At 38.3% G+C, this 22,540-nt stretch carries 20 protein-coding genes; 1 reads left to right on the forward strand and 19 read right to left on the reverse strand.

Going from position 1 to position 22,540, the window contains the following annotated elements:
* Positions 1-4: 4 nt before the first annotated feature.
* The 14 genes from AB9N12_RS17340 to tsaD all read right to left on the reverse strand — a co-directional run bounded on the left by AB9N12_RS17340 (position 5) and on the right by tsaD (position 12,667).
* Positions 5-1,033 (reverse strand): VWA domain-containing protein, encoded by a 1,029-nt coding sequence (locus tag AB9N12_RS17340; protein ID WP_369893377.1) that lies wholly within the window; start codon positions 1,031-1,033, stop codon positions 5-7.
* 45 nt (positions 1,034-1,078) lie between these two features.
* Complete coding sequence (locus AB9N12_RS17345; protein ID WP_369893378.1) at positions 1,079-2,062, reverse strand: VWA domain-containing protein; 984 nt, start codon at positions 2,060-2,062, stop codon at positions 1,079-1,081.
* 49 nt (positions 2,063-2,111) lie between these two features.
* Positions 2,112-3,188, reverse strand: coding sequence for a hypothetical protein (locus tag AB9N12_RS17350; protein ID WP_369893379.1), 1,077 nt, complete (start codon positions 3,186-3,188; stop codon positions 2,112-2,114).
* Positions 3,189-3,199: 11 nt separating this feature from the next.
* Entirely contained in the window at positions 3,200-4,069 is an 870-nt protein-coding gene (locus AB9N12_RS17355; protein WP_369893380.1) for a DUF58 domain-containing protein, read from the reverse strand.
* Positions 4,070-4,152: 83 nt separating this feature from the next.
* On the reverse strand, positions 4,153-5,148 hold the full coding sequence (locus AB9N12_RS17360) for an AAA family ATPase (RefSeq protein ID WP_369893381.1): 996 nt from the start codon (positions 5,146-5,148) through the stop codon (positions 4,153-4,155).
* Positions 5,149-5,384: 236 nt separating this feature from the next.
* Positions 5,385-6,800, reverse strand: a complete 1,416-nt coding sequence (locus tag AB9N12_RS17365; RefSeq protein ID WP_369893382.1) for an HU family DNA-binding protein — start codon at positions 6,798-6,800, stop codon at positions 5,385-5,387.
* A 12-nt stretch (positions 6,801-6,812) separates the two neighbouring features.
* On the reverse strand, positions 6,813-7,085 hold the full coding sequence (locus AB9N12_RS17370) for an HU family DNA-binding protein (RefSeq protein WP_369893383.1): 273 nt from the start codon (positions 7,083-7,085) through the stop codon (positions 6,813-6,815).
* Positions 7,075-8,388: a 30S ribosomal protein S12 methylthiotransferase RimO gene (gene rimO / locus AB9N12_RS17375; RefSeq protein WP_369893384.1), complete on the reverse strand. Its 1,314-nt coding sequence runs from the start codon at positions 8,386-8,388 to the stop codon at positions 7,075-7,077. Before rimO ends, AB9N12_RS17370 begins: the two co-directional genes overlap by 11 nt.
* Positions 8,385-9,344: a signal recognition particle-docking protein FtsY gene (gene ftsY, locus AB9N12_RS17380; RefSeq protein ID WP_369893385.1), complete on the reverse strand. Its 960-nt coding sequence runs from the start codon at positions 9,342-9,344 to the stop codon at positions 8,385-8,387. The genes rimO and ftsY overlap by 4 nt, the downstream gene beginning before the upstream one ends.
* A 137-nt stretch (positions 9,345-9,481) precedes the next feature.
* Positions 9,482-9,640: a DUF4295 domain-containing protein gene (locus tag AB9N12_RS17385; RefSeq protein WP_004295982.1), complete on the reverse strand. Its 159-nt coding sequence runs from the start codon at positions 9,638-9,640 to the stop codon at positions 9,482-9,484.
* Between the two features lie 17 nt (positions 9,641-9,657).
* Positions 9,658-9,846, reverse strand: a complete 189-nt coding sequence (gene rpmG, locus AB9N12_RS17390) for a 50S ribosomal protein L33 (protein WP_002560155.1) — start codon at positions 9,844-9,846, stop codon at positions 9,658-9,660.
* A gap of 21 nt (positions 9,847-9,867) precedes the next feature.
* Positions 9,868-10,128 (reverse strand): 50S ribosomal protein L28, encoded by a 261-nt coding sequence (gene rpmB / locus AB9N12_RS17395; protein ID WP_004295983.1) that lies wholly within the window; start codon positions 10,126-10,128, stop codon positions 9,868-9,870.
* A gap of 122 nt (positions 10,129-10,250) precedes the next feature.
* Positions 10,251-11,483 (reverse strand): competence/damage-inducible protein A, encoded by a 1,233-nt coding sequence (locus AB9N12_RS17400; protein WP_369893386.1) that lies wholly within the window; start codon positions 11,481-11,483, stop codon positions 10,251-10,253.
* A gap of 164 nt (positions 11,484-11,647) precedes the next feature.
* Positions 11,648-12,667, reverse strand: a complete 1,020-nt coding sequence (gene tsaD / locus AB9N12_RS17405; RefSeq protein WP_369893387.1) for a tRNA (adenosine(37)-N6)-threonylcarbamoyltransferase complex transferase subunit TsaD — start codon at positions 12,665-12,667, stop codon at positions 11,648-11,650.
* A gap of 200 nt (positions 12,668-12,867) precedes the next feature.
* Here tsaD and AB9N12_RS17410 point away from each other — a divergent pair, with 200 nt between their 5' ends.
* Positions 12,868-17,319, forward strand: a complete 4,452-nt coding sequence (locus AB9N12_RS17410) for a translocation/assembly module TamB domain-containing protein (RefSeq protein WP_369893388.1) — start codon at positions 12,868-12,870, stop codon at positions 17,317-17,319.
* Between the two features lie 114 nt (positions 17,320-17,433).
* Here AB9N12_RS17410 and AB9N12_RS17415 read toward each other — a convergent pair whose 3' ends face one another.
* The 5 genes from AB9N12_RS17415 to proS form a co-directional block, all read right to left on the reverse strand.
* Entirely contained in the window at positions 17,434-18,291 is an 858-nt protein-coding gene (locus tag AB9N12_RS17415; protein WP_369893389.1) for a PepSY-like domain-containing protein, read from the reverse strand.
* A 21-nt stretch (positions 18,292-18,312) separates the two neighbouring features.
* Positions 18,313-18,750 carry a PepSY-like domain-containing protein gene (locus AB9N12_RS17420; protein WP_369893390.1) on the reverse strand — a complete coding sequence of 146 codons (438 nt, stop codon included), beginning with the start codon at positions 18,748-18,750 and terminating at the stop codon, positions 18,313-18,315.
* 114 nt (positions 18,751-18,864) lie between these two features.
* On the reverse strand, positions 18,865-20,139 hold the full coding sequence (locus AB9N12_RS17425; protein ID WP_369893391.1) for a sensor histidine kinase: 1,275 nt from the start codon (positions 20,137-20,139) through the stop codon (positions 18,865-18,867).
* Between the two features lie 18 nt (positions 20,140-20,157).
* The gene (locus AB9N12_RS17430) at positions 20,158-20,835 is read right to left on the reverse strand and encodes a response regulator transcription factor (protein WP_369893392.1); all 678 of its coding nucleotides are present in this window, start codon (positions 20,833-20,835) and stop codon (positions 20,158-20,160) included.
* Between the two features lie 139 nt (positions 20,836-20,974).
* The gene (gene proS / locus AB9N12_RS17435) at positions 20,975-22,468 is read right to left on the reverse strand and encodes a proline--tRNA ligase (protein ID WP_369893393.1); all 1,494 of its coding nucleotides are present in this window, start codon (positions 22,466-22,468) and stop codon (positions 20,975-20,977) included.
* Between the last annotated feature and the right edge of the window lie 72 nt (positions 22,469-22,540).

A 22,540-nucleotide genomic window follows, 5' to 3' on the forward strand; every position in this document is an offset into this window, starting at 1 on the left:
ATAACTATTTCTTATTAGAAAACAGGTGAATGTTCTTAAATAAAGGATTTTTGCGATCCAGAATTAAGATCTCTGCCAATAACAATAATAGAATAACCCATGCAACAGCCTGGAATTGTTCGTTAAACTCCGTATATACTTTCGACTCTACATCAGACTTCGCCATTTTATTCACTTCTTGATTGATGGCTTTTTGGGCTGAATTGGAGTTATCTACTCGTACATATATACCTTTTCCTTCTTTTGCAATTTCCTGACACATAGCTTCATTCAAACGGGTAACGATCACATTGCCTTCCCGGTCGCGACGGTAATCATTCGTTCCTTCCATCGGTATTGGAGCGCCATCAGGCATACCTACTCCCAATACACTTACCTGAATACCTTTTTCTGCCGCAGCTTTAGCGGCTTCCACCGCACCACCCTCATGATTTTCACCGTCAGTAATAACAATAATGGCACGTCCCACTCCTTCTTGCGGAGTGAAACTACGAGCTGCTAAATTGATTGCTTCCCCAATGGCTGTCCCCTGTTTAGATATCAACGAAGGACTAATGGATTCTAAGAACATCTTAGCGGAAATATAGTCACTTGTAATGGGAAGCTGAGTAAAAGCGTCACCAGCAAATACAATCATACCTACCTTATCATTATCAAGCTCATCTACTAACCTGGATATTAATCTTTTTGCTTTTTCCAAACGGCTAGGCTGTACATCCTGCGCTAACATAGAGTTTGAAATGTCCAAAGCAATAATTACCTCTACTCCCTTACGTTTAACTGTTTCCAGTTTTGAACCGAATTGAGGACGTGCCAGTAATACGGAGAACAAACCAATGGCAACAAAAATAATCCAGAATTTTACATCTGGACGATATTTGGATACGTCAGGCATTAACTGAGCCAACAAAGTCGGATCTCCGAAACGTCGGATATTCTTTCTCCTCTTGTAATTGGAATACAAGTAGAAAGCTGCTAAAAAAGGTAATAGCAGCAACAAATATAAATATGTAGGTTCTCCAAATCGAAACATCTTCTTACTATTTTATGATTGGCAAATAACAATTGACAAACATCCTTATGGAATTTTCTTGAGTACCGAATTACGTAATAGTACTTCCAACAAGACGCAGAGGAAAGCTGCTAAAGCAAACCAATGATATTCTTCATCTCGTTTACTATACTCTTTTACATTCAGTTTCGTCTTTTCCAGTTTATCAATTTCTTCATATACTTCTTTAAGCTTCGAGTTGCTCGTAGCCCGGAAATAGTTACCATCTGTCGTTCCGGCAATCTCTGTCAATGTCTTTTCATCAATTTCTACCGGCACACTTACATATTGCACCGTATTTCCGACTGGATAAGGATAAGGAGCCATGCCGTTGGTACCTACTCCGATGGTATATACACGAATACCAAAACTTTTTGCTATTTCTGCCGCTGTCATTGGAGAAATATCTCCCTTATTATTAGTACCATCCGTCAACAGGATAATAACTTTGGATTTCGCTTTGCTATCTTTTAAGCGGGTTACGGCATTTGCAATACCCATACCGACAGCAGTACCGTCAGTAATAAGACCACATTTGATATTATGTATCATATCTAACAATACAGCATGGTCTACGGTCAACGGACATTGGGTGAAAGTTTCTCCTGCAAATAATGTAATACCGATATTATCATTGGGACGTCCATTGATAAACTCTGCAGCTACATCTTTAGCAGCTTCCAGCCTGTTCGGCTTCAAGTCTTCAGCCAGCATACTGGTAGAAACGTCGATGGCCAGCATAATATCAATTCCTTCTATTTCACTGTTCTGCCACTTATTAGTAGTTTGCGGACGTGCAAGAACTAAAATAACCAATACTAAAGCAAGGCAGCGTAATAGAAATGGGACATGCAACAAATAATTTTTATAACTTTTAGGTGTATGTGCATATACCCGGGCATCTGAAATTTGAAGAGTTGCTTCACTTTTCTTTTGCTTCAGGATATACCATACAATATACGGTATAAGTAATAATAGCAAAAACAGGTATTCAATATTGGCAAAAACCATTTTATTTATGATTTAACAGTTTACTATTTAGTATTAAGCTATACATCCCTTATATAAAAAGATTGTATAATTGTAGACCTATATATATAAAGGTACCGATCAATGCTGCTGATAACAATGCAATTCCACAAATCAGCATAGCTTTAACACGTAAAGAACGTTTTTCAATAATAGTGATTTCCGTTGGTTGCGGTTTCTGATTCTCCTCTTCCGGCTGTTTAGTCTCATTGATGAAATCAATCGCATTAATCAAATTGGCATCGTTTTCATTCATCTGAGGATTATGCTTGGCGAACTTTACTAAATCAGCAGTCTGAAACAACAGTTTTAGGTCTGATATAGCCTCTTTATCATTCATTTCCAGTAACTGCTCGACTATTTCAGAAGAAGTCATTTCCAATGCATTAAATCCGAAACGATCCTTAATATATGTACGAATAGCGTCGGTTAGTTCGGTGTAATACTCCTTCGATTGTCCTTTTTGCCATACTTTCTCTGTTTTGATACGTTCTATCTCTTTCATTGCAACCTGATGTGGCGGCAATTTAGGTTCAACTTTAATTTTACGGATAATAGGTTTATTATCACGTATGCGAACAATTAGATAAATCAACAAACCAAGCAGAGGTAAGGCCAAAAATGAACAAGCAATCAATCCATACCAGTCTTCCCATGCGAAAGGAGCTTTCATCACAGTTTTTTGTCCGAAGAACTGGTCCGGATGTAAGGTGTCAACTGGCATTGAATATACTTTTAATGCCAGAGCTTTGGAGCTATACACTTTACCATCTACGGTAACCGGCATTGGCGGCAGATAATATAGCGCAGAGTCAAAAGAAGTGATAATGTACTCCTGCGTAATCACCATTCGCTGGCGATCATTCAGGAATTGAGTATCAGGTTTGACTGTTTCTATAATTTCCACACCTTTTACCAACGTATCAGTGTAAGCAGGAAAAATAGCACGCTGTTGGGCATCCATAGCTACTTGCAATTGCACTTTCGCCTGTTCACCGATCAGTATCTGCAATGAATCAATTTTTGCTTCTACTGTAACAGATTGCGCTACTGCTTTGCTGACAAACAATAGACCTAATAATGCTATCAGAATAATATTTCTATTCATCTTTGATTCCATTAATTTCGTTTGGCAAATAAATTCAACAGTGCCTTTACGTAATCCTGATCGGTTCTGACGGATACAGCATCCACGTTGCTTTTTGTAAAAGTATCGCTCAGTTCAGTTTGCTTTTGTATCCACCAGTCGCGATGTGCCCGGCGTACAGCTTTGGAAGAAGTGTCGATCCATTGTTCATGCCCAGTTTCTGCATCTTTGATCCGTATCAGTCCTACTGGAGGAAGATCGCTAACTCTCCTGTCGTAGACTTGTAATGCTACTACATCATGTTTCCTATTAGCAATAGTTAGTACATTCTTAAAATTTTCCTGATCAATAAAATCTGATAAAATAAATGCAGTGCAACGTCTTTTCATTACGTTTGTCAAATATTCTAAAGCAAGACGAATATTTGTACGACGACTTTGCGGTTGGAAATCAATCAATTCGCGGATAATATATAAGATATGTTTACGCCCTTTCTTGGGAGGAATAAACTTTTCTATCCGATCTGAAAAGAAAATCACACCTATTTTATCATTATTCTGAATCGCAGAGAAAGCAAGAGTAGCAGCAATTTCTGTCACCATATCTTTCTTTAACTGCTTGATCGTACCAAATTCCAAACTTCCGGAAACATCAACCATCAACATAACTGTCAACTCACGTTCTTCTTCAAATACTTTCACATAAGGCTTATTGAAGCGTGCAGTCACATTCCAGTCTATGTCACGTATATCATCACCAAATTGATATTCACGAACCTCTGAAAATGACATACCTCTACCTTTGAAAGCCGAATGATATTGGCCTGCAAAGATATTGTTGGACAATCCTCGTGTCTTTATTTCAATCTGGCGGACTTTTTTTAGTATTTCACTTGTTTCCATTTATACAGTAGTTAATTAGTAAGTAGTTAAGTAGTCATGTATAGTTACTTACGACTACTTATTGACTGTATTATAACTACAAATTAGGGCACTTCAACCTTATTCAAAATTTTACTGATGATTTCGTCCGAAGTCATGTTGTTAGCTTCAGCTTCATATGTTAATCCAATACGGTGACGAAGAACATCATGTGCTACAGCACGTACATCTTCCGGAATAACGTAACCACGACGTTTGATAAATGCATACGTGCGAGCAGCTAAAGCCAGATTGATAGACGCACGAGGTGAGCCTCCGAATCCGATCATATCCTTCAGTTCTTTAAGATCATATTTTTCAGGGAAGCGAGTTGCAAATACGATATCTACAATATAACGCTCGATCTTCTCATCCAGATAGACTTGACGAACAACCTTACGTGCTTCAATAATTTCATCCGCTCTTAAAATAGGTTTCACATTGAACTTCTCACCATTGATATTCTGGCGGATAATCAATTTTTCCTCTTCCAATTTCGGATAATCAATAACAACTTTCAGCATAAAACGGTCAACCTGTGCTTCAGGAAGCGGGTAAGTTCCTTCCTGTTCGATAGGGTTTTGAGTGGCCAATACAAGGAAAGGCTCTGGTAATTTGAATGTTTCTTTGCCAATCGTAACCTGACGTTCCTGCATGGCTTCCAGCAAAGCACTTTGTACTTTTGCAGGAGCACGGTTAATTTCATCAGCTAACACAAAGTTTGCGAAAACTGGTCCTCGCTGCACTTTAAAAGATTCATCTTTCTGACTGTAAACCATTGTACCGATAACGTCTGCAGGCAATAAATCTGGCGTAAACTGGATACGACTATATTTCGCATCAATCAGAGAAGCAAGTGTTTTAATAGCCAAAGTTTTCGCCAAACCAGGTACACCTTCCAGAAGGACGTGGCCATTGGAAAGTAATCCGATAAGTAGTGATTCAATCAAATGTTTCTGACCAACAATGATTTGGTCCATACCTGTCGTAAGATTGGTAACGAAAGCACTTTGTCTTTCAATCCGCTCATTTAGCTCGCGGATATCAATTGATTCAGCCATAAATACTTAATATTTTATTATTTAAATCCCATTAATTTTATGTAAGCCTTACCTGTATCTAAGGCTTTTTATTTTGCCCCAAAAGTACGCCATATAATTAACGATTGCAACTAATTTTTATTAAAAAACAATGCGAAATCTTTAGATTAAGGTACTTTCATACGCTTTTGTACATCCATAACATTTCACCCGGCCCATACAGGATTTACAGGGTCGGGCGAATGAATCATAACTACTTATTCTTTTGTAAGTTCCGGTATTTCAATTGTTGTGCCATACGGTACATTGTTTGGGTTCTTAATTATCTTCGGATTATGCTTCACTATGTATGGCCACATCGCTTTTGTACCATAAAAATGTAAGGAAATCCTAGTTAAGGTTTCTCCTTCTTTGATTGTGTATTTCGTCTTGGTTCCCGTAATCTTATAAGATGTTGAATCCAGATAGGCAGAAGCATCAGATTGCTGTGAATTTGTTTGAGACTCTGTTTTGACAGGAACAGTTTCTTCTTTTGGGACAACCGGTTGTGTTGTGGTAGCGATCTCGGATGCATCAGGAGTTATTTCTTTTATGGTATCTTTGCGTTCAATCGTATCAGAAAGCTGTGTTTCCGGTTGGACGGGTTGAGTGGTCACCGGCAGCATATCCAGTGCACTCTTGTCAGATGAAGAGGAAAATAAATCCGGATAATAAATAAATAGAATAACCCCTCCACATAATAACAAAACGATTATAATAACAGCTATTAAATAAGGTACAGGAGATTTTTCCTTTACTAGAGGAGTTGCTTTTTTAGAAACCGGTTGAAATTCCTGTTCCAATTGGACTGGTTTAATCATTTCTTTTTCAACAGGAGGAATAGAGACCACAGGTCGCAGATTTGCTTTTAAGGGCTCTTGTTCTATAATCTTTTCGGCAGTGATCTCTTCTTTTTTTTCTTTTATAGGTGCTGGTTGCTGCTCAACGATTGTCACTTCCTTCTTCAAGACCTCTTCGTCTTCCAGCTGTTCTACCCTTTCTTCAATGTCGGGTTTTGTAATGGACTCTTCGAACTCTTCAGGAGATGTATGATCAATTGATTCTTGTACCATTACAGATATATCCTCTGCAGTGGCTGATGCTTCAAAGGATTCTTCTACAGACAGTTGACTGGCTATTTGCTCTTCCTGACTAAACTCTTCTTTTGAAAGATCATCATCAGTACCTTCTTCTATCACAGTAGTTCCAAAATCATCATTCATCTCATTCAAAACTACCTGTCCTGATGCTTCCTCTCCTGTTTCTTCTTCTTCCTCTGTCTCTTCTATCGGAGTATCTTCCAGAATTGTATTTTCATTCAATACAACAGTTTCAAAGTGAGCAAAAGGTTTATTTATAGTATCCCTTAGATTTGTATCCGGAGAAAATGAGACTTTCGTATGTCCTTTTATCTGAAAACGTTCTCCAGTGTTGACTTTGACACTTTCCCGGCTATCTACATCAATAAGTTTGAAAGTTCCCAATCCCTTGATTTTTACAGTCTTCTCATTCTCCAAAGCTTGTTCTATCAAGAGGAAAAACTCTTTGACAAACGCTTCGGCATCTTTCTGGGTCATGCTATGTTTGGCAGCCAATAAGTCAGTAAGGTCTTGAATTGTCAGTCTTTCATTCATAACGGGAAATATTTATTTAAACTTATCTTTCAATGTATTGCTGGGTCTATAAGATAGTACCAATTTAGGTGGCACCAGCATACGCTGTTTACTTACCGGATTGATTGAAATTCGTTCCGCTTTCTTTTTTACTTCAAAAGAACCGAATCCTTGAATTACAATCACATTGCCTTCTTCCAATTCTTGTGTCATACTAAATAACAAAGAACCCATCAATTCGGCAGTATCTTTGATTGTATATCCCAATCTTTCCGCTAGTTCGGATGTAAATTCCTTATTGTTCATAGTCATTTATAATCTTTGCATATAAATCAAAATCATCCGCATTTTCCACTTCTGCCTGATAAAACTGCCCGATCTTAAGTTCTCTCTCTGAACGATCAATTAAGACTTCCGGATCTACTTCCGGTGAATCAAATTCTGTCCGTCCGATATAATATCCCCCTTCCAGACGATCGATGATAACTTTCATCTGCCTACCTATCTTTTCCGCACTTAGCTCTGCCGAAATACCTTGTTGAATATTCATCAATTCATCAAGTCGGGCTTGTTTAACCTCCTGTGGGATAGAGTCTTCGTATGTTTCTGCTGCATAAGTCCCTTCTTCTTCGGAATATGCGAAAGCGCCCATTCGATCAAAACGTACTTTACGTACAAATTCTTTGAGTTCCTCGAAGTCGTCCTCTGTTTCTCCGGGATGTCCTACCATTAAAGTCGTCCTCAAGTGAATGCCTGGCACTTCTTTACGAAATTGTTTGATCAACTGGTAAGTATCCTTTTTGCTCACTTGTCGGCGCATTAATTTCAACATATTGTCACTAATGTGCTGAAGGGCAATGTCCATATATTTGCATACATTGTCTCGTTCCCGCATAACCCGGAATAAATCTGTTGGGAAATGCGCAGGATAGGCATAATGCAAGCGAATCCATTCTACTCCAGGTATATCGGAAATACGTTCAATCAATTCCGGAAGCATTTGCTTCTTGTACCGATCAACACCATAATAAGTCAATTCTTGTGCAATCACCTGAAATTCTTTTACGCCTTGTGATACCAAGTATCGCACTTCGTCCAGAATTTCTTCCATTGGTTTGGAAATATGGCGTCCCGTAATAATGGGGATAGCACAATAAGAACATTTACGATCGCACCCTTCTGAAATTTTCAGGTAAGCATAATGCTGGGGAGTTGTCAATGTCCGCTCGATATACAATTCATTATGATAAACCTTTCCTAAATCCTGTAAAAGCTCCTTCCAATTAAACTTTCCATAAAATTTATCTACCTGTGGTATCTCAACAGCTAATTCCTTGAGATAACGTTCGGACAGACACCCCATCACAAAAAGTTTCTTTAAATCTCCCTCTTCTTTTCTTTCAGCGAATTCCAGAATCATATTTATGGATTCCTCTTTGGCATCACCAATAAAACCACATGTATTGATTACCGCAATTTCTCCTTGCGGATTTTCCGTGTCATGAGTTACGTTGTATCCGACTTCCTTTAATTGGCGCATTAGCTGCTCGGAGTCAACCAAATTCTTAGAACATCCTAAGGTAATAATATCTATTGTCTTTCTTTTCATGCATTTTCTCCAAACAAGGAATCAACGAATTCATTTTTACGGAATACTTGTAGATCTTCCATACCTTCACCTAGTCCAATATATTTAACAGGGATTTTGAATTGGTCAGAAATTCCGATCACAACACCACCTTTAGCGGTTCCATCAAGCTTAGTGATGGCCATAGCGGTAACTTCTGTTGCCAAAGTAAATTGCTTGGCTTGTTCAAATGCATTTTGTCCGGTGGAACCGTCCAATACCAGTAAAACTTCATCCGGTGCATCAGATACCACCTTTTTCATCACATTCTTAATTTTGGTCAACTCGTTCATTAGGCCTACCTTATTGTGCAAACGACCGGCTGTATCAATAATAACCACATCCGCGTTATTGGCAACGGCAGAACTAATAGTATCGTACGCTACAGATGCCGGATCCGCTCCCATTTTCTGTTTGACCACGGGAACTCCTACCCGTTCTCCCCAAATCATTAACTGTTCCACAGCTGCAGCACGGAAAGTATCAGCGGCTCCCAAATAAACGGATTTACCAGCTTTCTTGAATTGATAAGCCAGCTTACCAATGGTTGTTGTTTTACCTACCCCATTTACTCCCACAACCATGATGACATAAGGTTTCTTTGTGCTAGGTATGTCAAAATCAGTTACATCATCCGAATTGTTTTCAGTGAGTAGAGCTGCTATTTCGTCACGTAATATAAGATTCAATTCCTGAGTATTTACGTACTTATCTGCTGCAGCACGTTTTTCGATACGCTTGATAATATTTAAAGTTGTTTCTACACCTACATCAGATGTGATCAGCACTTCTTCCAGATTATCTAATACTTCATCGTCAACTTTTGATTTGCCAGCCACGGCACGAGCTATTTTACTGAACACGCCCTCTTTGGTTTTAGATAATCCTTTATCTAAAGTTTCCTTCTTCTCCTTTGAAAAAAAACTAAAAAATCCCATATTTACACTTATTTGTATAGTACATTTGCTACAAAGATATAACAAAGGATTGGAAAAGTAAAAAAGAAGCAATAAAAAATCCCCTCATTGTTCGCTAATGAGAGGATTTTGCAGTTATAGCGTATATGCTATTTCGATTATTTTTTGAAAAAGTCTTGCACTTTTTCGTTTGGAACCATTTGTTCATCAAAAACGTATGCTCCGGTTTTCGGAGATTTTACCATTTTGATAACCTTGGTATAAGCACGACCTTCTTTAGAACCTTCGTGCAAACTTGCTACTGTTTTCTTTGCCATGGGGTTATACTACTTTATTATTTAATTTCTTTGTGTACTGTTACTCTCTTTAGAATCGGGTTGTATTTTTTCAACTCAAGTCTCTCTGTAGTATTCTTTCTGTTCTTAGTTGTGATATAACGAGATGTTCCCGGCATTCCACTGTCCTTGTGTTCTGTACATTCCAGAATCACTTGTACTCTGTTACCTTTTGCTTTCTTTGCCATTGTAAGTTTTCTCCTCTACGTTTAGCCGATTACTTTAATGCTTTTCCAATCACAATAACCTTTAGCTACTGCTTCAGTCAGCGCAGCATCCAGTCCTTTTTTGTTGATAATACGCAACCCGTTAGCGCAAATGCTAAGGCTGATCCAACAATCTTGTTCTACATAGTAGAACTTCTTGTTAAACAAGTTCAAATCAAAGGTTCTTTTAGTTCTTCTCTTTGAATGTGAAACATTGTTGCCAATCATGGCTTTCTTTCCGGTAATTTGACAAATCTTCGACATTTCTATCTTATTTTTATAGTTTTATATCTATGCTTATTTCAAACAGGACGCAAAGTAAGCACTTTTATCCGTATAAAACAAGAAATTCTTAAAATAATTCACTTCTAGGCACCTATTTTTCTTTATTTGAGTAAATCTCGTAGCATCAATAGTACGTTATTGCCCGCTCTTTCGATATTCATACTTCTTCCGCGGTTCGTTTCCTGTTTGTAAGTGCGAATTTGGTTTTTATAACCGGCAGCTATCCAAACAGTTCCCACCGGTTTCTCAGGAGTACCACCTCCGGGACCTGCTATCCCTGAAGTAGCAATGGCGCAATCGGTTTTTAACGCTTTCATCGCACCTTTTACCATTTCAATCACTGTTTCTTCGCTGACGGCTCCGTGTTGCTCCAATGTTTCGGAGGAAACGTGTAAAAGTTCCATTTTTACTTCATTAGAATAGGCCACTACGCTTCCGTTAAAATATTCAGAACTACCGGCAATAGAAGTCAAACGTGCGGCAATACTGCCTCCGGTACAACTTTCTGCGGTGGAAACGGTTAATTTCTTCTTTTTTAAAAGTTCACCGACTATAACCTCCAATGCCGTATCTTCTTCACTGAAAATGTTTTCATCAAGTATTTTCTTTAATTTTACCTTTTCACGTTCAAGAATAACTTTTACTTCTTCCTTGTTTTGTCCGCGCCCTGTCAGTCTAAGACGAATAACACCTGGTTTAGGCAAATATGCCAGTTTAATACATTCTGGCAGAGCACTCTCCCATTCTTCCAGTTTTTCTGCCAATACAGATTCCGGATAGTGTTGTACGAGAAATGTTTGATGCATAATCACATCCATTTGAAACCTCTCGTGCAGCTTAGGTAATACGCTTTCTGTCATTACGGCAGTCATCTCTTGCGGAACGCCCGGCATGGAAACAAGTACCTTTCCATCTCTTTCAAACCAGCTGACAGAGGCACTTCCTACAGGATTATTTATCACCGTACAATCTTTCGGAACCATTGCCTGGCTTTTGTTGAGTGTATTCATCGGTATTTTTCCTGCCAGTACCCGTTTTACATTTTCGAACACTTCTTTGTTGAAAACCAGTTCCGTATGAAAGTATTTGCATAGAGTTTGTTTAGTGATATCGTCTTTAGTAGGCCCAAGTCCTCCGGTTACTAAAACAATATTCACCCTTTCCATCGCATTATCAATCGCTTCCATGATTTCCTTTTCACGGTCGCGAATTGAAACAATACGCAGAACTTCAATGCCTATTTTATTTAATTCCTGCCCTATCCAAGCTGAATTAGTGTCTACAACCTGCCCTATCAGTAGCTCATCGCCAATGGTTATTATTTCGGCAAACATACTTTTTATTTTTAATCCTATATACTCGTTGGTTGAATTAAAATTTCAATGATATACGTAACTCCATAGCAAATGAAGTCCGAATTCTTGAAACCTGCAAGGATTTTGCAGGAAATTATGTAAATGAACTCGGTAACGTGCCTGGAACAGTAAGATATACCCCATCATAACGTTACACGAGAATAAGCCGGAAGATCAATAGAACAAAAGTCCTTATCCAAATATTTGAAATATCCGGTAATAGCTATCATGGCTGCATTATCAGTAGTATAACTGAATTTAGGGATGAAGATATTCCAGTTGTATTTTCCGGCGTGTTCCCGGAAGGCATTGCGCAATCCGTTATTTGCAGAAACTCCTCCGGCCACAGCTATTTCGTTAATTTTATATTCTTTGGCAGCTTTCCGTAATTTATCCATCAGGATATCTACCACAGTAGCTTCCAATGATGCTGCAAGATCCATTTTATGGTGTTCTATAAAATCCGAATCATCTTTTAACCAGTCACGCAGGGAGTATAAAAAAGAAGTCTTCAATCCGCTGAAACTGTAATCCAGACCAGGGATATGTGGTTTGCTGAATGTGAAAGCTTTCGGATTTCCCTGACGGGCCAGCTTGTCAATGATCGGTCCGCCCGGATAACCGAGTCCCATCACCTTAGAACATTTATCAATTGCTTCACCTGCGGCATCGTCAATAGTCTGTCCTAGAATCTCCATATCATTGTAGGCTTTAACCAATATGATTTGCGAATTACCTCCAGATACCAGTAGGCAGAGAAACGGGAAAACTGGTTGTTTTTCTGCTTCTCCTTCGACTTTAATAAAATGAGCTAAAACATGTCCTGTCAGATGATTAACATCAATCATTGGAATACTTAAAGAACGAGCAAATCCTTTTGCAAAGGAGACTCCAACAAGCAAAGATCCCATTAATCCTGGTCCACGAGTGAAAGCTACTGCGCTTAACTCTTCTTTGGTGACACCGGCACGTTTTAGTGCTTCGTGCACTACCGGTACGATGTTTTGTTGGTGTGCCCGCGAAGCTAGTTCAGGTACTACTCCACCGTATGCTTCATGTACGGCTTGGCTTGATACCACATTTGACAGCAAATAACCATCCTTGATTACGGCTGCCGACGTATCGTCACAGGAAGATTCAATTCCTAATATTATTGCACTCATAAATATTTAAACTATTAAACGGTGCAAAAGTAATCATAAAACTACGATTCGTAACGAACTATTTTATATTTTTGTTCGCAAAATAAAAGTTATCGCATATCAGAACGCTGAAAAAGACTGTACGTTGGATAGTTGGTACTGTACTGGGAGTATATATCGGGACTATTGTTTTGCTGAATATACCAAACATTCAGCAAGCGATGAGTGTGTTTGTAGCTAAAGAACTTTCCGAAGTTTTAAACACAAAAGTAGTGATTGGTAGAATTAATATCGGTCTGTTGAACCGTGTAATTATTGATGATGTATTGCTTGATGATCTGAGTGGTCAGGAGATGCTTAAAGTCACACGTTTATCCGCCAAATTCGACATTATTCCCTTTTTAAAAGGAAAGATATCCATTAGCAGTGTCCAGCTTTTCGGATTTAATATCAATCTCAGAAAAGAGACTCCGGATTCTCCTTCTAATTTTAAGTTTGTTTTGGATGCTTTTGCTTCCAAAGATACCGTGAAGAAAGAACACTCTCTTGATTTACGTATTAATTCCATTCTGATTCGCCGTGGAAGGATGTCTTATCATGTGTTATCAGAAGAAGAAACATCAGGAAAATTTAATGCTAAACATATTCAACTTCAAAATATCATAGCCAATATATCCCTGAAGGCATTAAGTAAGGATTCCTTGAATTTGGGGATCAAACGGTTAAGTTTTGATGAGAAATCATCCGGTTTTTCTTTGAAAAAGATGAGTTTGAAACTGGTTGCCAATAATAAGCGGACAAACATTGATAATTTTACTATAGAATTGCCCGAAACCTATCTCAAACTTGACACCATTCATTTTGAGTATGATAGTTTGGAAGCTTTTGACCGTTTTACAGAACAAGTCCATTTCTCTTTCCGTACTTTACCTTCTCAAATTACTCTAAAAGATATTTCTCCTTTTTTTCCTATCCTCTCGCACTTTAAGGAACCGGTGACGCTAGACATGAAGGTAAAGGGTACTGTGGATCAGTTGACTTGTTCGCATCTGGAGATTACAGCCGATGACCGTCAGTTTCATCTACGAGGAGATGTGGCACTTCAGGACTTATCGTGTCCACAAGATGCGTATGTATATGGAGCCCTTTCCGAACTTTCGGCTAATACGCGCGGAGTCGGGTTTTTAGTGCGTAATTTGAGCCATAATTATAATGGGGTTCCTATTCTTCTCGAACGTTTGGGAAACATGAATTTTCAGGGAGAAATTTCGGGATACTTCACGGATATAGTTACTTATGGACGATTACAAACGAGTCTTGGAAATGTAAAGACCGACTTGAAATTGAGTTCCAATAAGGCAAAAGGATTGTTTGCATATTCCGGAGCTGTCAAAACAGTGGATTTTCAACTAGGTAAATTGTTAGATAATGAGGAGTTGGGAGAAATTACTTTCAATCTGGATGTACATGGCCGGCATATTGCTGATCAATTGCCTACCGTAGAATTGAAAGGACTGATTGCTTCAATAGATTATAGTAGATATAGATATGAAAATATCACACTGGACGGAGAATACAAACAGGGTGGATTTAATGGAAAGATAGCATTGGATGATCCTAATGGCTCCGTTTATTTGAATGGGAATGTAAATGTTGCATCCAAAGTTCCTACTTTTAATTTTCTTGCAGTAGTCAATAAAGTACGCCCACATGATTTGAATCTTACAACCAAATATCCCGATGCAGAGTTCTCTTTAAAACTGAAAGCCAATTTTACCGGTGGATCAGTGGATGAGATGATTGGAGAAATCAATGTGGATAGCTTGGAATTTACAGCTCCGGATAAAGTCTATTTCATGAAGAATATGAATATCCGGGCAACAAAACAAAATGGAGAAAATCAGCTTAGATTGACTTCCGAATTTCTGAAAGCGAGCATAGAGGGAAAATTCAAATATTACACATTACCTGCCAGTATTCTGAATATTATGCGGAAGTATGTACCGTCTTTGATATTACCTCCCAAGAAACCGATTGCAACCCATAATAACTTTTTGTTTAATATACATATATATAATACGGACATTCTATCTACGATATTTGATATACCGCTAACGGTGTATACCCATTCTACGTTGAAGGGATATTTTAATGATGCTTTACAGCGTTTGCGTGTAGAGGGATATTTTCCCCGTCTGCAATATAAAAACAATTTTATAGAGTCAGGCATGATTCTGTGCGAGAATCCGGCAGATCATATTCGTGCACTGGTTCGTTTGACTAATTTGAAAAAGAAAGGAGCTGTCAATCTATCTCTGGATGCACAAGCTAAAGATGACAATGTCAGTACGACTTTGAATTGGGGAAATAATTCTGCAGCAACATATAGCGGGAAATTAGCAGCTGTTGCCAAATTTCTACGTACAAGTGGAGAAAAGTCATTATTGAAAGCTATGGTGGATGTGAAGCCTACTGATATTATTTTAAATGATACTCTTTGGAAGATACATCCTTCTCAGGTGGTGGTCGATTCCGGAAGAGTGGATGTGAATAACTTCTACTTTAGTCATCAGGATAGATATGTACGTATCAACGGCCGGCTTTCCGAGAATCCTGAAGATACTGTAAAGATTGATCTAAAGGATATAAATATGGGATATGTATTTGATATTGCAAGTATATCCGACGATGTAAATTTTGAGGGCGATGCAACAGGAATGGCTTATGCAAGCAGTGTGCTTAAAAAACCTATCATGAATACCCGTTTATTTATAAAGAATTTCTCACTCAACCATGGTCGTTTGGGTGAACTGTATATATATGGTGAGTGGGATAATGAAAATAGAGGTATCCGGTTGGATGCATCCATTCAGGATATATCCCCTTCTCCATCGCGTGTCACGGGTATTATTTATCCGTTGAAACCCGAGAGCGGACTTGATTTAAATATTGAAGCAAATGAATTGAATCTGAAATTCCTCGAATATTATATGAAATCTATTGCCAATGATATTAAAGGGCGAGGAACAGGAAAGGTACATTTCTATGGAAAATTTAAAGGATTGAACCTAGATGGTGCGGTTATGACAGACGCATCCATGAATTTTGATATTTTAAATACGCATTTTGCGGTAAAAGACACGATTCATCTGGCTCCTACCGGATTGACATTCAATAATATACATATCTCTGATATGGAAGGACATTCGGGGAGAATGAATGGATATTTGCATTTCCGGCATTTTAAGAACTTAAACTATCGTTTTGAGATACAGGCAAATAATATGCTTGTGATGAACACAAAAGAATCGACAGATATGCCTTTCTATGGTACGGTATATGGTACCGGAAATGCATTGCTCTCAGGAAACGCCATACAGGGCCTTGATGTAAATATGGCCATGACTACAAATCGAAATACTACCTTTACTTATATTAATGGTAGTGTAGCATCGGCTGCCAGCAATCAGTTTATCAAATTTGTAGATAAAACACCTCGTCGTACTATTCAGGATTCTGTTCAAGTAATCTCCTATTACGAACAAATACAACAAAAACGTCAAGAGGAGGAAAAGGAACAGAAAACAGATATCCGTTTGAATATTCTGGTAGATGCAACTCCCGATGCTACCATGCGAATAATCATGGACCCTATTGCCGGAGATTATATCAGTGGAAAAGGTACGGGAAATATCCGGACGGAATTTTACAATAAGGGAGATGTGAAGATGTTCGGTAATTACCGAATCAATCAAGGAGTATATAAATTTAGTTTGCAGGAAGTGATCCGTAAAGACTTTATTATCAAGGATGGAAGTACAATAACGTTCAATGGTGCACCTTTGGATGCTAATATGGACATACAAGCTTCATATACAGTAAATTCTGCCTCTTTGAATGATTTGATACCGGATGCTTCAGCTATTATACAACAGCCCAATGTGCGTGTAAATTGTATCATGAATCTAAGTGGTATGCTGGTACGTCCGACTATCAAACTAGGTATAGAGCTTCCAAATGAAAGGGACGAAATACAAACATTGGTGCGTAATTATATCAGTACGGAAGAGCAGATGAATATGCAGATTCTTTACCTGCTGGGTATTGGTAAGTTCTATACGGAAGATGCCCGTAATAATAATCAGAATTCTAATGTGATGTCATCGGTGCTTTCATCTACTCTCTCCGGTCAGTTGAACAATGCACTTTCACAGGTCTTTGAAACGAATAACTGGAATATCGGAACGAATTTGAGTACGGGTGATAAGGGCTGGACGGATATGGAAGTAGAAGGTATTTTGTCGGGACAATTATTGAATAATCGTTTATTGATAAACGGAAACTTCGGTTATCGAGATAATCCGATGGCTAATACTAACTTTGTAGGAGACTTTGAAGCAGAGTGGCTGATTACTCGTTCGGGAGATATCCGTCTGAAGGCCTATAATGAAACGAATGACCGTTATTACACAAAAACAAATTTGACTACGCAAGGGGTGGGTATTATGTATAAGAAGGATTTCAATAAGTGGAGTGATTTATATTTTTGGAATAAATGGCGGTTACGTAACAAGTGGAAACGGAAAGAAGCTGAAAAGGTGAAACCGCAGCAAACGGACAGCATCACTGATAAAACTGCTAAGTCGGCAGTGAAAAAAAAACGTGCGCAATAGTAGTAAACAATAATAAAGAGGGTGTGTCAAATTGAACTGTACGAATGTGTGTTCAAAATTACACACCTTCTTTATTATTTGTAAGAATTGCGTTTTAGTATCATGCATTTTAACTTATGAGAGGACTGTGCCGTTCTCGCCTATGTTTACTACTTTATCTACCTCTCCTTTCTCAAGTTCAATTCGATAATATATGGTACCACCTGTTTTTTCAATATACTCCGCTTCGTCAAAACGATATTCTCCATATTGATTATTAAGAGTACTGTTTACAGCTTCAGGCAATTCATTCTGACGTATTTCCCAAGAAGTAGAATACCAACTTCCAGTCTGATCGAACAATATATCTTTTGAGATTCCATCATGCATGATATCTACCTCTGTATACCCGGAATCCCAATCATTCTTATCATCTTCCACGTCTACTTCCATGATTCTTGCATCCGGATACTTTTCATTGATGAAGTTTTTCATAGCTTCAGTCAATTGTACAGGAAGATGTTCGATGTCATCATCATCAGTGTCTACAATGCTTTTAATCAGAGTTCCATCAGCAGAATAATACAAATCTACCTCCTGGTTTTGCTTTTCGACTTCAAGTACGAAAATGATTTCAACATCTGTCCGTTCCAGTTTGTCTATATCATCTTGCTTCCATGAGGCATACTTGCTGTTCTCAAAAGACGTTTTTACGGTTTGTGGTAATGCATTGTAAGGAATGTCGGTTTCTGTCATTTGCCATTTACCATCCTGAGTAAACCATGCAGATGCTTTATATCCGTCATAGAAATCTGCTACATAATATCCGGACTTAGTTTCCCACTTCACATTTGCAGCATGAGGGAATTGGGATGAAAATGCACTTTGAAGTTCCGCAGGAACAGTTATTGAATCATTGTCATCGTCGTCACAACTTTGTAGACTCCATGTGATGCTTAGTACCAGTAAAAGTGTATAAATCTTTAGTTTCATCTATGTTCAATTAAAATAGGTTTAGAAATCAATATCAATCAAATTAAATTTCTGGTCAAACTTCAGTTCCGTACGGCTGGATAGTTTTACTTCATAATATTTCTTATCTCTATCTATTTTCAGAATTTTAGCATCAGGATAATGGGTCGTTACGTATTTCTGAATGGCTGCCGGAATAATTGCTGTAGGTACAGAACTATATTTGCAGTTCACTTCTTCCCAGTTACCTTTGTTATCAAATTCCACTTTATCACCATTCGTGAAAATCACTTCATAACTTTTATAGAAGAAATCACTTTCCATTTTGGCTAATGCTACTTTGTTGTCGACAAAATGTCTCTTGATAAACTGCTGTGCCGGTTGTGGCATTTGAGTTACCTGGATTGGTTTGTCATCGTCTGCGTGAGCTACTGTTTGCAAAGTGAAAAGACACACTAATAAGAATACTAACTTTTTCATAATCGTTGTTTTTCAAATATAGGTTTTACTATTATTAATTTGATAATGCAAAGATGGGAGAAGAATCTGAAAAGATTTAGGAATTTTGAGAATTTCCGAGAAAAAAAATGAATCTTATGATTGGGAAATCTCGAAGCAATGTTCATTCTGCTCGAAGTAATAATTTATATTCAGATGTTGCAAACGACAGATGGAATCGGCTATAGCTAATCCCAGCCCTGTAGATCCTTCCTTTTTGCTACCCTGATAGAAACGTTCGAAGATATGTTCTTTATTCAGCGGATGTTCCACTCCCGAATTTCGTAAAATGATACAGTCCTTAGTAACGGTAATTCGGATATGTCCCTCGTCAATATTATGTACAAATGCATTTTTCAGGAGGTTAGTGAGTAAAGCAATAGCCAGAGATTCGTTCATTGTTACCTTGAAAACGGATTGTTCATCTATCGTGACTTCTATGTTACGATAATTATAAACTTCTTCGTAATCTTGCAGATATTGTTTGAGAAGTACATTGAGTTCCAATTCTTTGGTATCCGTAAACTGGCCATTATCAATCTTGGAAAGCAATAATAGGGACTTGTTTAATTTAGTGATGTATTCTAAAGTCTGATGCGTTTTCATCAGTTCTTCCAGTTGTTTTTCTGATAGCGAATCATCTTCCATCAACATTTCCAATCGATTACGACAGATAGCAAGTGGAGTTTGTATCTCGTGTGAAGCATTTCCGATAAATTGTTTTTGTTGTTCAAACATCTGCTCCGTACGTTCTACATAACGAATGGCAGCCTCATTTAATTTCCGGAATTCCGTGATTTGAGTACCGTTAGTCAAAGGTTTATTGCTTTTTCCCGTTTGATAACCGTCCAGCCAGTGCAGAAGTACATAGAGCGGTCGCATATTCCGGTAAAATACCCATACGGAAATGATAATAATGCAGAATAATAGGGCTACGTATAGAAATATAATCCACACTTGGATGGCATCTCTCAAATCATCTTTTTCAATGCTGGGAGTCGATACTGTCAGTTCGTGGTATCGTCCTTCACTATTTTTAAAGATAGTAGTTAGAATACGTGCCGGTTCGGTCTCCCCTTTTTCTTCAATATATACCATAGAGTCTTTATATTGAATATCCTCCCGGCTTTCCGCATACTCTTTGCTTACTTCTATCATATAATATTGATTGTTGGAGCCATTAGTTTTAGAAGGTAGTTCCTCTCCTGCCAATGCCCGGATAATGATGGTTTCCGAATAATCTTCCAAAGCGTCATCCACTTCATCGTTGACTTCTTCGATCATTGTAATATAAAAGAAAATTGCCCAGACTGTCAGTATCAGGGTCAGAGCAAGTGTAATACGAAGAATGATGTAATATATTAATTTCATGGACAATGCTCTCTTTTTCTATTCTACCACCATTTTATATCCAAATCCATAGACCGCTTTGATTTCAATAGTTGCACCGGAGTCTTTAAGCTTTTTACGGAGATTCTTGATTTGTGCATAGATGAAATCAAAATTGTCAACTTGATCGATATGATCTCCCCATACAGATTCGGCCAAGGTATTTTTACTGATTAATCTTCCGGGGCGGTTGATGAAATACAATAGGATATCATACTCTTTTCTATTTAGTTCCACTTCCAGTTCATTCACAAAGACACGATATTTATCCGGTTCTATCCGTACATTTCCTTGGCGGATATCAATTTTTCCATCGTACTGATGACGGCGAATCACACTTTTAATACGTGCATTTAATTCGACCAGATGAAAGGGTTTAGGCAAATAATCATCAGCTCCGAGTTCCAATCCCAAGACTTTGTCTTCCAAGGAGTCTTTGGCAGAAATAATAATTACATTTTCCCGTTTATGGAGTGCTTTCAATCGTTTAAGAAGAACAAGTCCGTTTCCGTCCGGCAACATGATGTCCAATAAGATACAATCATAGTCGTACTCTCCAATTTTGCGTAGAGCAGCATTGAAGTCACTGGCTGTTTCTACCACGTAACGTTCTTTCTCAAGTGAACACTGAATCAGTTCTCTCAAAGAGGGTTCGTCTTCTACAATCAATATCTTCATAATTATGTTCTCCTTTCTTTTTACATACTACAAAGAAAAGGGATATTTCTGAAATAAAACTGAAATGGAAGGAAAAAGGAAAAGGACGAAAGCGATCGAATCGTTCTCATCCTTTTTATTAATGATATACAATTTCTATTTAATAAGAACGTGCAAATACGACGCGGCAAGCAGACGGTTTACCTGTTACCATACATTTGCCCGGTTCTTTGTCACCCGGAACAAATGAATCGAACGGAATACAACGAATAGTGGCTTTGGTCTCTTCCTTAATCTTTTCTTCTGTTTCAGTGGTTCCGTCCCAATGAGCCAGAATAAATCCGCCTTCTTCGATTTTTTCTTTAAATTCGTCGTAGGTATCTACTGTTGTTATCTTGGAATTGCGGTACTCCAATGCTTTTTTGTAGATATTAGCCTGCATTTCTTCAAGCAGATTCTGAACATATGTTTCAATGCCTTCACAGGTAACTGTTTCTTTTTCCAGTGTATCACGGCGCATCACTTCCATCGTATTATTTTCCAGATCGCGACCACCCATAACCAAACGAACAGGTACACCCTTCAATTCATAATCAGCGAATTTGAAGCCCGGACGTTTATTATCTGCATTGTCATATTTCACAGAGATCCCCAATGCTTTCAACTTAGCTACAATGCCTTCTACTTTAGCATCGATTTGTTTCAGTTGTTCGTCATTCTTATAGATAGGAACAATTACTACCTGAATCGGAGCTAAATGCGGAGGTAACACCAATCCGTTGTCATCCGAATGAGTCATAATCAATGCCCCCATCAAACGAGTAGAAACACCCCATGAAGTAGCCCAAACATACTCCATCTTGTTTTCTTTATTAACGAACTGAACATCAAATGCCTTTGCAAAGTTTTGCCCCAGGAAATGGGAAGTACCACTTTGCAATGCTTTTCCGTCCTGCATCATGGCTTCTATTGTGTAAGTGTCAAGTGCGCCGGCAAAACGTTCATTGGCTGATTTCACTCCCTTTATAACAGGAACAGCCATATATTTTTCTGCAAATTCACCATATACATTCAACATTCTGATTGCCTCTTCCTCTGCTTCTTCACGGGTAGCATGAGCGGTATGCCCCTCTTGCCACAGGAATTCGGCAGTACGCAGGAAAAGACGGGTACGCATTTCCCAGCGGAAAACGTTAGCCCATTGGTTGCAGAGAATAGGCAGGTCACGGTATGACTGAATCCAGTTCTTATAAGTATTCCAAATGATGGTTTCTGATGTCGGACGGATAATTAACTCCTCTTCCAGTTTAGCTGCAGGATCTACTACAACTCCTGAACCGTCTTCTGCATTCTTCAAGCGATAATGTGTTACTACGGCACACTCTTTCGCAAACCCTTCTACGTGTTCAGCTTCGCGGCTTAAGAATGATTTCGGGATTAATAACGGGAAATATGCATTTACATGTCCTGTTTCCTTGAACATGTCGTCCAATTGACGTTGCATTTTCTCCCAGATAGCGTATCCGTAAGGCTTAATCACCATACATCCGCGTACAGCAGATTGTTCTGCCAAATCAGCTTTTACCACCAAATCGTTATACCACTGTGAGTAGTTTTCACTACGTTTGGTAAGGTCTTTCAGTTCTTTTGCCATTATATTTTTCTATTTAAAATTTTCTTGAGCGTTAAAACAGGACGCAAAAATACGAAAAAATGCATGAACTGC

The sequence above is a fragment of the Bacteroides sp. AN502(2024) genome (assembly GCF_041227145.1).
Taxonomy (GTDB): domain Bacteria; phylum Bacteroidota; class Bacteroidia; order Bacteroidales; family Bacteroidaceae; genus Bacteroides.